At 64.6% G+C, this 13,614-nt stretch carries 12 protein-coding genes and 1 tRNA gene; 6 read left to right on the top strand and 7 right to left on the bottom strand.

The window, feature by feature from the left end; all coding sequences use genetic code 11:
* Nucleotides 1-125: 125 nt before the first annotated feature.
* Nucleotides 126-887: a histidine phosphatase family protein gene (locus RPB_RS11370; RefSeq protein ID WP_011441155.1), complete on the bottom strand. Its 762-nt coding sequence runs from the start codon at nt 885-887 to the stop codon at nt 126-128.
* Nucleotides 888-1,038: 151 nt separating this feature from the next.
* Here RPB_RS11370 and RPB_RS11365 point away from each other — a divergent pair, with 151 nt between their 5' ends.
* Nucleotides 1,039-1,824, top strand: a complete 786-nt coding sequence (locus tag RPB_RS11365) for an SDR family NAD(P)-dependent oxidoreductase (RefSeq protein ID WP_011441154.1) — start codon at nt 1,039-1,041, stop codon at nt 1,822-1,824.
* A gap of 240 nt (nt 1,825-2,064) precedes the next feature.
* On the opposite strand, the gene RPB_RS11360 is transcribed toward RPB_RS11365, so the two are convergent.
* Both RPB_RS11360 and RPB_RS11355 read right to left on the bottom strand, forming a co-directional pair.
* Nucleotides 2,065-3,123, bottom strand: coding sequence for a phosphotransferase family protein (locus RPB_RS11360; protein WP_011441153.1), 1,059 nt, complete (start codon nt 3,121-3,123; stop codon nt 2,065-2,067).
* A 154-nt stretch (nt 3,124-3,277) separates the two neighbouring features.
* Nucleotides 3,278-4,510: an acyl-CoA dehydrogenase family protein gene (locus RPB_RS11355; protein WP_011441152.1), complete on the bottom strand. Its 1,233-nt coding sequence runs from the start codon at nt 4,508-4,510 to the stop codon at nt 3,278-3,280.
* Nucleotides 4,511-4,748: 238 nt separating this feature from the next.
* On the opposite strand from RPB_RS11355, the gene RPB_RS11350 reads away from it, so the two are divergent.
* Nucleotides 4,749-5,414, top strand: coding sequence for a TetR/AcrR family transcriptional regulator (locus RPB_RS11350; protein WP_011441151.1), 666 nt, complete (start codon nt 4,749-4,751; stop codon nt 5,412-5,414).
* Between the two features lie 102 nt (nt 5,415-5,516).
* Here RPB_RS11350 and RPB_RS11345 read toward each other — a convergent pair whose 3' ends face one another.
* From RPB_RS11345 to RPB_RS11335, 3 genes are all read right to left on the bottom strand, one after another.
* Nucleotides 5,517-7,001, bottom strand: a complete 1,485-nt coding sequence (locus RPB_RS11345; RefSeq protein WP_011441150.1) for an L-lactate permease — start codon at nt 6,999-7,001, stop codon at nt 5,517-5,519.
* Nucleotides 7,002-7,003: 2 nt separating this feature from the next.
* The gene (locus tag RPB_RS11340) at nt 7,004-8,014 is read right to left on the bottom strand and encodes a 2-hydroxyacid dehydrogenase (protein ID WP_011441149.1); all 1,011 of its coding nucleotides are present in this window, start codon (nt 8,012-8,014) and stop codon (nt 7,004-7,006) included.
* A gap of 412 nt (nt 8,015-8,426) precedes the next feature.
* A tRNA-Gly gene (locus RPB_RS11335) sits at nt 8,427-8,500 on the bottom strand.
* 204 nt (nt 8,501-8,704) lie between these two features.
* Between RPB_RS11335 and RPB_RS11330 the strand changes: the two genes are divergently transcribed.
* The 4 genes from RPB_RS11330 (at nt 8,705) to RPB_RS11315 (ending at nt 13,269) form a co-directional block, all read left to right on the top strand.
* On the top strand, nt 8,705-9,214 hold the full coding sequence (locus RPB_RS11330) for a ferritin-like domain-containing protein (RefSeq protein WP_011441148.1): 510 nt from the start codon (nt 8,705-8,707) through the stop codon (nt 9,212-9,214).
* Nucleotides 9,215-9,225: 11 nt separating this feature from the next.
* On the top strand, nt 9,226-9,786 hold the full coding sequence (locus RPB_RS11325) for a DUF4142 domain-containing protein (RefSeq protein ID WP_011441147.1): 561 nt from the start codon (nt 9,226-9,228) through the stop codon (nt 9,784-9,786).
* 225 nt (nt 9,787-10,011) lie between these two features.
* Nucleotides 10,012-12,213: a glycogen debranching protein GlgX gene (gene glgX, locus RPB_RS11320; RefSeq protein ID WP_011441146.1), complete on the top strand. Its 2,202-nt coding sequence runs from the start codon at nt 10,012-10,014 to the stop codon at nt 12,211-12,213.
* Between the two features lie 204 nt (nt 12,214-12,417).
* Nucleotides 12,418-13,269: a transglutaminase-like domain-containing protein gene (locus RPB_RS11315; protein WP_041798692.1), complete on the top strand. Its 852-nt coding sequence runs from the start codon at nt 12,418-12,420 to the stop codon at nt 13,267-13,269.
* A gap of 124 nt (nt 13,270-13,393) precedes the next feature.
* Here the strand turns inward: RPB_RS11315 and RPB_RS11310 are convergent, their stop codons facing one another.
* Nucleotides 13,394-13,606, bottom strand: a complete 213-nt coding sequence (locus tag RPB_RS11310; protein ID WP_011441144.1) for a hypothetical protein — start codon at nt 13,604-13,606, stop codon at nt 13,394-13,396.
* Nucleotides 13,607-13,614: the final 8 nt, after the last annotated feature.

Raw genomic sequence — 13,614 nt, 5'->3', positions numbered from 1 at the left:
GTTGTGTGTCGATGACCTATCCGTCATTGTGAGGAGCGTAGCGACGAAGCAATCCAGCGCAGTGCACAGGTCTGGATTGCTTCGCTTCGCTCGCAATGACGGAGAGGCTTCGTTCGGAATGACGGTCACGCCAACTTCGTAGTGCTCGTTGCCACTTCCGGCCCCGCCGGCTGATGCATCGCGGCGTGCGACGGATCGGCGATCCAGGGCTGCTGATTGATCATCGGGATCCGCCAGCCCTCCTGGCCGTCGGACGAGACCATGTGGTCGAGCCGTGTGATCGAGCAATTGTCGATGGTGAAGGCGAGCCCGCGCTCGGGCTGGTCGCGCAGTGCCACGCCGATCGCGGCCTTGATGGTGCCGCCATGCGCCACCGCGACGATGTCCCCGCCCGGATGCGCGGCGGTGATCCGCGCGATCGCGCGTTTGGTGCGCTCGTACAGATCGATGAAGCTCTCGCCGTTCGGTGCGCGCTGGTCGATCGGCGCGAACCAGAAGGTGTCGAGGTTGATCGGCAGATTGGCGAAGAACGCGGCGCGGTTGGTGCCCTGCCAGTCGCCGAGATGCTGCTCGTTGAGATCGGCATCGTGGGTGATCAACGGCGGCCGCGGGAAGCCCGCGGCGAAGATCGCATCCGCGGTCATATGCGTGCGCTTCAACTGGCTCGCGTACCACACCGCATGGCGCGGCAGCACCCGCCCGACCGCGTCGAACACGACCTTGTCGCTGCAGTCGCAGTCGATGTCGATCTGGCCGTAGATGTTGCCGCCGTCGCTACGGACCGGCGCGTGGCGCACCCACCACCACCGCGTCGCGGTGACGCCCGTGGGAACGGAGTGCTGGGCGACGAAGGGCTTGTCGTCCTTGGAAGGCGGCGCATTCGACATGCAGAAAATCCTTCATTCCCGTTTCAAGTCGCTGTACGTCAGACCTCGCATCGCCTCAAGTCACTTGTGTGTCCGCAGGCGATGCGGACCGTTCAATCGATCGGCCGAATTCCGTCAAACGGCAATCGCCGCAATCATCAGGGAGCAACGCATGGGCCGCCTCGCAGGCAAATCCGTCATCATCACCGGCGCCGGCAGCGGCATCGGCCGCGCGGCCGCGCTGCTGTTCACCCAGGAGGGGGCGCAACTGATCGCGGTCGATCGCACCGACGGCGTGCACGAAACCGTGGAGCAGGTGCGCAAGGCCGGCGGCACCGCGGAAGCGGTGATCGCGGATGCGGGCGCGGAGGACGACGTGAAGGGGTTCGTCGCCAAGGCGGTTGCAGCCTACGGCAAGCTCGACGGCGTCTGGGCCAATGCCGGCATCAGCGGCGGGCTGGTGCCGCTGCCCGAGCAGACGCCGGAGCACTGGCAGGAAATTCTGCGGATCAACCTGATCGGGCCATTCCTGGCGATCAAGCACACGATGCCGCACATGATCAAACAGGGCCACGGCGCCATCGTCTGCACGGCGTCCGTCGCAGGCCTGAAGAGCGGCGCGTCGGGGCATCCCTACGCGGCCTCCAAGGCCGGCGTCATCAGCCTGGTGCAGACCACCGCCTATTCGCTGTCCGGCACCGGCGTGCGCATCAACGCGGTGTGCCCCGGCCTGATCGAGACCGGCATGACCAAGCCGGTGTTCGACGGTGCCCGCGCCCGCGGCACCGATCACAAGATCGGCCAGCTCAATCCGCTGAAGCGCGCCGGACAGCCGCACGAACTCGCCACCATGGGGCTGTTCCTGCTCAGCGACGAAGCCTCCTACGTCAACGGCCAGGCCTTCCCGGTCGACGGCGGCCTGACGGCGTCGATGCCCTATGCGGGCAAGCCGATCTGAGCCGAGCGACAGCGTTCTCAGATGGTCGTCATCCCCGCGCATGCGGGGATCCAGTACTCCAGAGCGTTCCTGGCGAAACGAAGCGCTTGCGCCATCGTGCTAGGCTAATTGCGCGGCTCTGGAATACTGGGTCGTCCGGTCAAGCCGGACGATGACGGCAGATGCGGACCGCGATGGCTTCACATCAAAAAGGCGCGGCCCTCACTGGCCGCGCCCTGGTCTCGCCTCTATGTGAAATGCTTACTTCGCGCCGGCCTTCTGCGCGTAGGCCCAGCTCGCCTTGGCGAGCGGCACGGTGCGGGCGGCGGAGTCCTTGGCCTTGTCCGAGGCGGCGGTGCCGTCGCGAATGCGGCCGGCGATACCCTGGGTGATGCCGGCGAGGCGGAAGGTATTGTAGGCGAAGTACCAGTTCATGTCCTCGACTTCGGGGATGCCGGCGGCGCGGTTGTAGATCGCGGTCGCCTCCTCGATGGTCGGGATGTTCAGCGCCTTCAGATCTGCGCCGTCGAGGCCCGGCATCGCCCACTGCATCAGCAGATAGGTGAAATCAGCCATCGGATCGCCGAGCGTCGACAGTTCCCAGTCGAGCACCGCCTGCACCCGCGGCTCGGTGGCGTGGAAGATCATGTTGTCCAGCCGGTAGTCGCCGTGGACCACCGAGACCCGCTGCTGATCCGGCACCGTGCTCGGCAGCCATTCCATCAGCCGGTCCATCTCCGGGATCGATTGCGTCTCGGAGGCCTTGTACTGCTTGGTCCAGCGATCGACCTGGCGCGCGAAATAATTGCCCGGCTTGCCGAAATCGCTGAGGCCGATCGCCTCGGGATCGTAAGAGTGCAGCTTCGCAAGGGTTTCGATCTTGGCGGTGAAGATCGCGCGGCGCGCCTCCGGAGTCTGGCTCGGCAGCGTCGGATCCCAGAACACCCGGCCCTCTTCCATCGACATGATGTAGAACGCCGCCCCGATCACCGCATCGTCGGTGCACAGCGCGTAAGCCTTAGCGACCGGGAAGCCCTGCTTGCCGAGCGCCGCAATGACGCGGAATTCGCGATCGACCGCGTGCGCCGACGGCAGCAGCTTGCCGAACGGCTTGCGCCGCATCACGTAGGAGCGGCCGGGCGTGTTGAGCCGATAGGTCGGGTTGGACTGGCCACCCTTGAACTGCTGAACCTCGAGCGGGCCGGCATAGCCCTCGACGTTCTGCTGCATCCATTCCGCGAGGCGGGCTTCGTCGACGCGATGCCGCTCCTCGACCGGCTTTGTGCCGGTGTACTCGTCGTCTTTCCGTATCCCGACCAACGTGACGCTCCCTTGTTCTTGTTCGCGCGTTACGCGCCGCGCGTTCCGACAATCCAGAAACAGTCATACCCGGGCTTGACCCGGGTATCCATCTTTTCAAGAGATGGATCGCCGGATCAAGTCCGGCGATGATGTTTTTATGCGGCCTGCGCGGTCAGTGCGCCGCGTTGGCGTATTTCTTCATCTCGAGCCGGGCAATGGCGCGGTTGTGCACCTCGTCCGGGCCGTCCGCGAGCCGAAGCGTGCGGATGTTGGCGTAATCCTTGGCCAGGCCGGCTTCATCGGAGACACCGCCGCCGCCGAACGCTTGGATCGCGTTGTCGATGATCTTCAGCGCCATGTTCGGCGCCGCAACCTTGATCATCGCGATCTCGAGCTGGGCGGTCTTGTTGCCGACCTTGTCCATCATGTCGGCGGCCTTGAGGCACAGCAGCCGGGTCATCTCGATGTCGGTCCGCGCCTCGGCGATGCGCTGTTCCCAGATCGAGTATTCGATGATCTTCTTGCCGAAGGCGGTGCGCGACTGCAGCCGCCGCACCATCTTCTCCAACGCCTCTTCGGCCTTGCCGATGGTGCGCATGCAGTGATGAATCCGGCCCGGACCGAGACGGCCCTGCGCGATTTCGAAACCGCGGCCTTCGCCGAGCAGCAGGTTCGACACCGGCACGCGGACATCCTTGAGCAGCACCTGGCCGTGGCCGTGCGGCGCGTCGTCGAAGCCGAACACCGGCAGCATCTTTTCGATGGTGATGCCGGGGGTATCGAGCGGCACCAGGATCTGCGACTGCGCCTGATGCTTGGCCGCGTTCGGATCGGTCTTGCCCATCACGATCGCGATCTTGCAGCGCGGATCGCCGACGCCCGACGACCACCATTTGCGGCCGTTGATGACGTAGTGATCACCGTCGCGCTCGATCCGGGTCTCGATGTTGGTGGCGTCCGACGACGCCACGGCGGGTTCGGTCATCAGAAATGCCGAACGGATCTCGCCGTCCATCAGGGGACGCAGCCACTGCCGCTTGTGCTCCTTGGAGCCGTAGCGCATCAGCACTTCCATGTTGCCGGTGTCGGGCGCCGAGCAGTTGAACACCTCGGAGGCCCAGCTGATATGGCCCATCTGCTCGGACAGCAGCGCGTATTCGAGATTGGTGAGGCCGGCGCCGCGGAATTCGTCGTCTTCGTGCGACGACGGCGGCATGAACATGTTCCACAGGCCCTCGGCCTTGGCCTTCTTCTTCAGATCCTCGAGGATCGGAATCACCTTCCAGCGGTCGCCCTCGGCATCCTGCTGCTTGTAGATCGGCACCGCCGGCCGGACATGCGTGTTCATGAAGGCGGTGACGCGGTCCAGCCATTCGCGCTGGCGATCGGACATCGTGAAATCCATCAGGCGATCCTCACTGTTTTCCCTGTTCGGCCGACGGGTTGCCGGCACTGTCTCCCCACCGCTCCGCCTCCGCAAGCCTATTCTGCGTTGCGCGCTGCGGCGCGGGAGCGCGACGCGCATGCGGCGAGCCGGTGGGTTGCCGAATGTCGCAGGCGCGAACGCATTGACTTTCGGCAATGAAACGATAGTTTCATACAAGCGTTTGAAATGCAAGTTCGACGATTTTCCACGGCATGGCATGTCCACCGACACCACACGCACAGCGATCCTCCGGGCGGCCGAGCGGCTCTACGCCGAGCGCGGCTTCGGCGACGTCACGCTGCGCGACATCGTCGCTGCCGCCGAGGTCAATCTCGCCGCGGTGAACTATCACTTCGGCTCGAAGGACGAGCTGATCACCGAACTGTTCGTGACGCGCTCGATCGCCACCAATCGCGAACGGCTGAACGAATTGAAGGCGGTGGAGGCGGCCGGCGGCGGCCGCGCGCCGGTGGACGACGTGCTGCGCGCGCTGGTCGGCCCGACCATGCGCGGATGCCTCGGCCCGGACAGCCAGCGCTCGGATGCCGCGCGCTTCATGATCCGCGCCTCGATCGAGGCGATCCCGGCGATCCGCAAGATCAAGACCCGCGAGATCGACCATCTGCGGAAATTCGCCGCGGCGCTGCGGCGCTCATTGCCCGGCACGGCGGACGTGGAGATCTATTGGGGCCTGCACTTCGCCCTCGCCATGGCGCACCAGACGGTGCGCGACAGCGAGCGGCTGCTGCGGCTGTCGGACGGCGCCTGCGACCTCAACGACGTCGACGGCGCGATCGCGCGCGTGGTGAACGTGGCGGCGCTGGCACTGACCGCGCCGAAGCCCTCCGCAGCCGCCAAGGCCCCTGCCCGCCGCGAACGATGAACGTGAGCGGCATGGACAAGGTCCACACGGTCGATCGTCCACGCGTGCAGCATCCGCGCACAAGCGACGGGAGGCTTGCCGCCTGCGTCGGTATCGTCGGCGTTACCGAAGCCCCGCGAATGCGATCAGCAATCCGCCACCGAGCAGCGCATAGACGAAACACACCGGCAGCGTCCTTTTGAGAACCGCGCCTTCGCGACCGATCAGGCCCACCGTCGCGGCCCCGGCGACGATGTTGTGCGGAGCGATCACATTGCCGATCGCGGCGCCGAAGCTCTGGCCGGCCAGCGCCGCCATCGGTGCAAATCCGACGGCCTCGGCCGCGGCCACCTGAAAGCCCGCGAACAGGACGTTGGACGCGGTCGCCGATCCGGTCACGAAGGAGCCGAGCGCGCCGACCATCGGCACGGCCACCGGCCAAGCCGATCCAAGAAGGACCGCTGCGGCGTTGGCTAAAGTGTCGATCATCCCGCTGTGAACCATGATCCGCGCCAGCATCAGCACCGACACCAGAGCAAGCGCCACCAGCGGCAGACGGCGGGCTGCGCTGGACACCGCCGGCAGGATGACAGCGCGGTTGCGCTGGCTCGCCATGGCGGCAGCAGCAAGGGCCAGCATCAGCATCGTGCCCGGATGATAGAGCGGCTTGACCGAACCGGAGAAGCGGTCGCCGAGCGTCCATTCCAGCGTGAATGACTGCAGCCATGCGGCCAATGACGGCACCGTTCGTGTGGCCAGGATCGCAACGAGGACCAGCCCGTAGGGCAGGATAGCCGAGAGCACGCCCTCGTTTGCGCCCGACGGAGCCCGGCTGCCCGTCGACCATCGCCACTTCGCCAGGCCGATGAACATCAACAGCCCGATCAAGGCGCCGCCCAGGGTGGGAAGTTCAGGCCCACTCAGCCAGGCGAGCGCCAGCGCCGGCAGCAGAAAGAGCCCCGCCGCCGTCGGCACGGCGAGCCAGATCGCTCCGCCGCTCGCCGACGCAGCCAGCCGAAACACCACCAGCGTCAGTATCCAGCCGAGCGCGGCGTGCATCAGCATGATGCTGCCTGAGAGTAGTTTTGGATCGACCGTGAGCACCTCCAACAGCGGCAGCATCGGAGTGCCGACCGCGCCGAACGATACCCCGGCCGCATGGCCGATCAGCGCCAGCAGCAGCGAACGCTCCGGCGAGAAGCCGAGCGTCACCAGCATCGGAGCCACCAGGGCCACCGGCGTGCCGAACCCGGCCGCACCTTCCAGCAGCAAGGCGAAGAACCAGGCCAGCAGCAGCGCAAGCACTTCCCGCTTGTCCGAAATCGACACGAGCCAGGCGCCGATCCGGTCCGACGCGCCGGAACGCATCTGGAATTCGTGCAGCGCGAGCGCCGGAAAGATGATCCACAGAATCGTCGCGGCGGTGAACACCGCTTCTGCCAAAGGGCCGACGACCGCCATGATGCCGGGTGCCGGCTGAAACGCCCATGATGCGACACCGAGACCCGCGGCGGCGCTGATCATGCCGGAACGGGCCGCGGTCCAGCCAAATCCGACCATGCACAGCAGCAGGATCAGGATCGGAAGCAGCGCGAGCAGCTCGGTCACGTTCAGACACGCAATTCCAACGAGATCGGATGCGCCGCCTGTCCAGTCAGTTCGAATTGAGAGATATTCCGGATCGTCGTATCGGCGATCTCCATCAAAGCCTCCTGCGTGAAGAAGGCCTGGTGACCGGTGATCAGCACATTGGGAAATGTCAGCAATCGCGCAAAATCATCGTCCTGAATGATCTGCCCGGACAGGTTTTCGAAGAACAGATCGCTCTCCTCCTCATAGACGTCGAGTCCGAGAAAACCGATCTTCTTGTTCTTCAATCCTTGAATCACCGCCCGCGTATCGATCAGCGCCCCGCGTCCGGTGTTGATCAGCATCACGCCCGGCTTCATCTTGGCGATCGAGGTCTCATCGATCATGTGACGGGTGTCCGGGGTCAGCGGGCAATGCAGCGAGACGATGTCGGACTCGGACAGCAACTCCTCCAGGCCGACGAGACGCCCGCCGAGCGCCTCGAAGGCAGGATTGGGCCGGGGATCGAAGCCCAGCACGCGACAGCCGAATCCCGTCATGATGCCGGCCAGGCACAGGCCAATGTTGCCGGTGCCGACGATGCCGATGCTGCGTCCCCTGAGATCGAATCCGAGCAATCCATCCAGGGCGAAATTGCCTTCGCGCACGCGCGCATGGGCGCGGTGAATTCTGCGGTTGAGGGACAGGATCAGCGCGACCGTGTGCTCCGCCACGGCGGACGGTGAATAGGCCGGCACCCGCGCCACCGTGATCTCGAGATCGCGCGCGGCCAACAGGTCCACATTGTTGAAGCCGGCGCAGCGCAGCGCCACCAATCGGACGCCGTTGTCTTTCAGCCTTTCCAGAATCGATCGGTCGAGCCCGTCGTTGACGAAAGCGCAGATCGCATCGGCATTGCCACTGAGTTGCGCCGTATCCAGACCGAGCCGCGGCTCGAGAAAGCGCAATTCGTGCCTGTCCCCGTCCTTGGTGTTGGCCGCCGTCAGAAACTGCCGATCGTAGGGTTTGGTGTTGAATACCGCGACTTTCATAAACATGCTCCGATCGGCGAATCTGCCGGCTGCGAGATATAGCAGGCCATCCCTGCTTGTTTCCGACGCCACGAGTCTTATGCAGCTCGCGGCGTTGCGTCAGGACGACGCAGAGGCTCCTTCAACTCGCAGAGATGATTCAATTTCAATGCCAAGCTCAGTCAGCTCGGCACCGCCGGTCGCGCGACAGCGGCGTCGGTTGCCGTGGTCGACGAACATGCGTCCGGCGCGGGATTCACCCGCACCCCGCCCGGTGCCATCGTGCCGCCCCAGGGCCGATCGGCGGCAGCAGCGTGATGCTGCTGGTCGCTCTGCTGCTCGGCTTCGCGCTCGGGTGATATCGCTCGGGCCGGCTGTCCACCGCGATCGATGGCCGCCAAATCGCCGATTTAAACTGGAGCGGGTGGAAAACTGGAGCGGGTGAAGGGAATCGAACCCTCGTATTCAGCTTGGAAGGCTGCTGCTCTACCATTGAGCTACACCCGCGCAGCCGTTCCCTAACATGCTCGCCGGCCGGCCTCAACACCCCGCGCCGGGTCAATTCGGCCGATCGCGCGTCGGTCCCGGGCCGCCGCCGCGGCGGTCGAACGCGAACGCCGACACCCGCGCGGCGCGGCGCGGCGCGAGGAACCGAAACGTCCCGTTCCAGTTGTGCAGGAAACCAGCTCCCAAACCCAGACGGAGGCGACGATGGGCCTGTTCACCAAGGATATCCAGACCATGGACGACATGCTGCTGCATGGCCTGCGCGACATCTATTACGCCGAGCAGCAGATCATCAAGGCACTGCCGACGATGATCGAGCAAGCGACCAACCGCGATCTCTCGCAGGGCCTCAAGGCGCATCTCGAAGAGACCCACAAGCAGATCGAGCGGCTCGACCAGGCGTTCAAGAAGCTGGGCGAGACCCCGTCGGGCACCGATTGCCCGGCGATCGACGGACTGATCAAGGAGGCCAACGCGACCTCGAGCGAGATCGCCGACAAGAGCGTGCTCGACGCCGCGATCGTCGCCAATGCGCAGGCGGTCGAGCACTACGAGATCGCGCGTTACGGCACGCTGATCGCCTGGGCCGAAGAACTCGGCCACGACGACATCGTCCGCTTCCTGACCACGAATCTGAACGAGGAAAAAGCGGCCAACACCAAGCTCAACACCGTGGCGCTCCGGAAGGGCGTCAATCGCAAGGCCGCAAGCTGAAGGATCATTCGATGAAACGCACCGCAATCATTCTTGGATGCCTGTTGCTGGCCTCGCCGGCCCTGGCGCAATCGATCACCGAGAAGACCGGCGTCAACTCCGTCCTCGGCGTCGCGCCGTCCACCGCCGACTTCGTCAAGCAGGCGGCGATCAGCGATATGTTCGAAATCCAGTCGAACAAGCTTGCCGAGGCCAAGGGCAACGCCGCCGAGAAGGCCTTCGCCAAGCAGATGGTCGCCGACCATACCAAGACCAGCACCGAGTTGAAGTCGCTGGTATCGGGCGGAAAGGTCACGGCCCAGTTGCCGACCGCGCTCGACGACGCCCATCAGAGCAAACTCGAGAAGCTGAAGACCTCCACCGGCGCCGAGTTCAGCGAGACCTTCATCGACCAGCAGGTCGGCGCCCACAAGGACGCCGTCTCGCTGTTCGACCGCTACGCGCGCGGCGGCGAGAACGCCGAACTGAAGAACTGGGCCGGCCAGACCCTGCCCGCGCTGAAGCACCACCTCGACATGGCGCAGAACCTCGAGAAGCAGCACAGCACGACCACCTCGAAATCCAGCAAGTAAGCCACACGCATTCTCGATCAACGGCCCGGCCCGCGATGCGGCGCCGGGCCGTTTGATGTCTGGTATCTGCGCGGATCCTCCCTGTCCGTGAGTCATGGAACCGAAGCGGGGCTGCGGCATTATCGCGGTCGACAGAATGGGGGACGACATCATGAGAGATCGATCGGCATCGGCGGCGCACACGGCCGCCTGCGTGACAACGCGGCAGCATCCGGGGGCGCGACGATGACCACCGACACTCTCGATCCGCCGCCGCCGACCACTGCGGCGACCGCCGAATCGAAGCAGCCGCCGAAACCCGCGCCGGCCTACAAGATCATCAACGAGACCGGCAACGTACGCGAAGGCTTGCCCTACCCGCTCGGCGCCTGCTGGGATGGCGAAGGCACCAACTTCGCGCTGTTCTCGGCAAACGCCACCAAGGTCGAGGTCTGCCTGTTCGACGGCGACACCGAGCGCCGGATCGAGTTGCCCGAGTACACCGACGAAGTCTTCCACGGCTACATACCTGATATCGGCCCCGGCACGTTCTACGGCTATCGTGTGCACGGCCCCTACGAGCCGGAGAACGGTCACCGCTTCAACCCGAACAAGCTGCTGCTCGACCCTTACGCACGCGCGCACGCCGGCGAGCTGAAGTGGGACCCGGCGGTGTTCGGCTATCAGATGGAAACCTGCGACGACACCACCTTCGACGAACGCGACTCCGCGGCGTTCGTGCCGAAATGCGTCGTCGTCGATCCGGGCTTCGACTGGAAGGGCGAGCCCGGCCGCAAATTCGTGCCGTGGGATCAGACCATCGTCTACGAAACCCACGTCAAGGGTTTCACCAAGCTGCATCCGGAGGTGCCGGAACATCTGCGCGGAACCTATGCCGGCTTCGGCAGCCAGCCGGTGGTGGACTACATCGCCGCACTCGGCGTCACCGCCGTCGAGCTGCTGCCGATCCACACCTTCGTCAACGACAGCTATCTGCTCGACAAGAAGCTGGTGAACTATTGGGGTTACAACACCATCGGCTTCTTCGCGCCCGATCCGCGCTACGCGGCGGACGTGCCGAACAGCCTGCGCGAATTCAAGGAGATGGTGGCGCGGCTGCACGACGTCGGCCTCGCGGTGATCCTCGACGTCGTCTACAACCACACCGCCGAGGGCAACGAACTCGGCCCGACGCTGTCATTCAAAGGCATCGACAACGCCAGCTACTATCGCCTGCTGCCGGAGCAGGAGCGCTATTACATCAACGACACCGGCACCGGCAACACCGTCAACCTCACGCATCCGCGCGTGATCCAGATGGTCACCGACTCGCTTCGCTACTGGGCCGGCGAGATGCACATCGACGGATTCCGCTTCGATCTCGGCACCATCCTGGCCCGCGAGGTTCACGGCTTCGACGACCAGAGCGGGTTCCTCAAGGCGGTCAATCAGGACCCGATGCTGAGCTCGGTGAAGCTGATCGCAGAACCGTGGGATTGCGGACCAGGCGGCTATCAGGTCGGTGGATTTCCGCCCGGCTGGGCGGAATGGAACGACAAGTTCCGTGATACGATTCGCGACTACTGGCGCGGCGACGCTTCGGTGTCGGCCCTCGCGCCACGTCTGGCCGCCTCCGGCGACGTGTTCAATCGGCAGGGCCGCCGAGCCTGGGCCAGCGTCAACTTCATCACGGCGCATGACGGCTTCACGCTCAACGACTGGGCGAGCTACAACGAGAAGCACAACATTGCCAACGGCGAGGACGGGAAGGACGGTCATTCCGACAACCGGTCGTGGAATTGCGGCGCCGAGGGACCGACCGACGACGAGGCGATCCTCGCGCTGCGCGAGCGCCAGAAGCGCAACATGCTGGCGACGCTGCTGCTGGCGCAAGGCACCCCGATGCTGCTCGCCGGTGACGAATTCGGTCGCACCCAGCAGGGTAACAACAACGCCTATTGCCAGGACAACGAGATCTCCTGGGTGCATTGGGACCACGACGCAGCCGCGCAGGATCTCCTGACCTTCACCAAACGGTTGATCGAACTGCGGCGGACCTGTCCGACGCTGCGACGCAGCCGTTTCCTGCAGGGCCAATACGACGAGGCGCTCGACGTCTGCGACGTCACCTGGATCAACGCCAATGGTGGTCCGATGCAGACCGAGCACTGGGAAGACGGCAACGTGAAATGCTTCGGCATGTTGCTGGACGGCCGCGCGCAGAAGACCGGCATACGCCGGCACGCAGAGGACGACACCGTGTTGCTGATCACCAACGCCTTCGACGGCGTGGTCGACTTCAACCTGCCCGAGGTTCCGCACGGCTCGAAATGGCAGTTGCTGATCGACACCAATCTTCCGGACGGAGCCGCCGGCGAACAGTTCGCATGCGGAGCTGCGTATCAGGTGACGGCGCGATCGGTCCTGCTGTTCGGATTGGTGGAGTAGAGTTCCGCTTCTCGTCGTCAGACCGGAACTTCAGCTCGAAGGCGCTTCGTCCCGCGGGCCGCTGCCAGTTCCTTCGATGGCGAGGAAACGCCCACTCTGCCGCAAATTTGCGCAAGGGCTCAGATGGTTAGACAGGAACCGAAGGAGCCCTGCGGGATTGTCGATGATCAATTCTTTGATCGACGCACAATGACGGAGACAGCGGTGAAGATTCGAGCGGGCTACAACATCGCCTTCCAGTGCCTCCAGGAAACCCCGATGAACCTGCTGCTCAGCGTTCATCCGTCCCGGCAGCAGCACATCATTGGCGAGCACAAGATCCGGTTCGCGCCGGAAGTTCCGGCGCGTGACTTCACCGACATGTTCGGCAACATCTGCACCCGCATCGTCGCGCCGGCAGGACGCATCGATATCAGCAACGATTTCCTGATCGAGGATTCCGGCCTTCCCGACCCGGCAGCACCGGGCGCACGGCAGTTGCCGATCGCCGAATTGCCCGACGATGCACTGATCTATCTGCTCGGCAGCCGCTATTGCGACACCGACAAACTGTCGAACCTCGCCTGGTCGTTGTTCGGCGGCATCACGTCGGGTTGGGAGCGGGTGCAGGCGATCGTCGACTACACGCACAATCAGATTGAATTCGGCTATCAATATGCCCGCAACGACCGCACGGCGTCGGAGGGGCACTCCGAACGCATCGGCGTATGCCGCGATTTCGCGCATCTCGCCGTCACGCTGTGCCGCTGCATGAACATCCCGGCGCGCTACTGCACCGGCTATCTCGGCGACATCGGCGTGCCGGTGGATCCGGCGCCGATGGATTTTTCGGCGTGGTTCGAGGTCTATCTCGAAGGCCGCTGGTACACTTTCGATGCCCGCCACAACCATCCGCGGATCGGCCGCATCGTGATCGCGCGCGGGCGCGACGCTGCCGACGTGGCAATCTCGACCTCGTTCGGAACGGCGCAATTGCTGCAGTTCGAAGTGATCACCCACGAGGTCACCGAACAACCGGCGGCCGAACACCAGGCTCGGCTGTCGAAGGTGGCGTAGGCTGCATAGACGACGATCGACGCCAGAATGCCCGGCCTGGCGCCGGGCATTATCGTGTCGATGAATGCTGCGGAGCAGACGAACGGGGCCGGGACGAACCCGGCCAATCGCGGTCTTCGTTCGATCAGTTGCTGGCCGTCCCCAGCGCGTTGCCCGACCCGTCCTGGCCCGGCACGGTGATCCGCACCTCGTGGCCGAATTTGATCGCGTTCGACGCCGCGGCGCAGGCCGCTTCGAACGCGGCCTCCTTGCTGGCGTATTCGCCAATCGGATCGTCGTCGTGCCGGATGCCCCAATTGTCGTCGCTGCCGATGACGTCGTAGTAAGCCTTGCCCATGTCGCGCC

The sequence above is a fragment of the Rhodopseudomonas palustris HaA2 genome, assembly GCF_000013365.1.
Lineage (GTDB): Bacteria > Pseudomonadota > Alphaproteobacteria > Rhizobiales > Xanthobacteraceae > Rhodopseudomonas > Rhodopseudomonas palustris_J.
The sequence above is the reverse complement of the archived record's forward strand: the minus strand, read 5'-3'. Positions and strand labels throughout refer to the sequence as shown.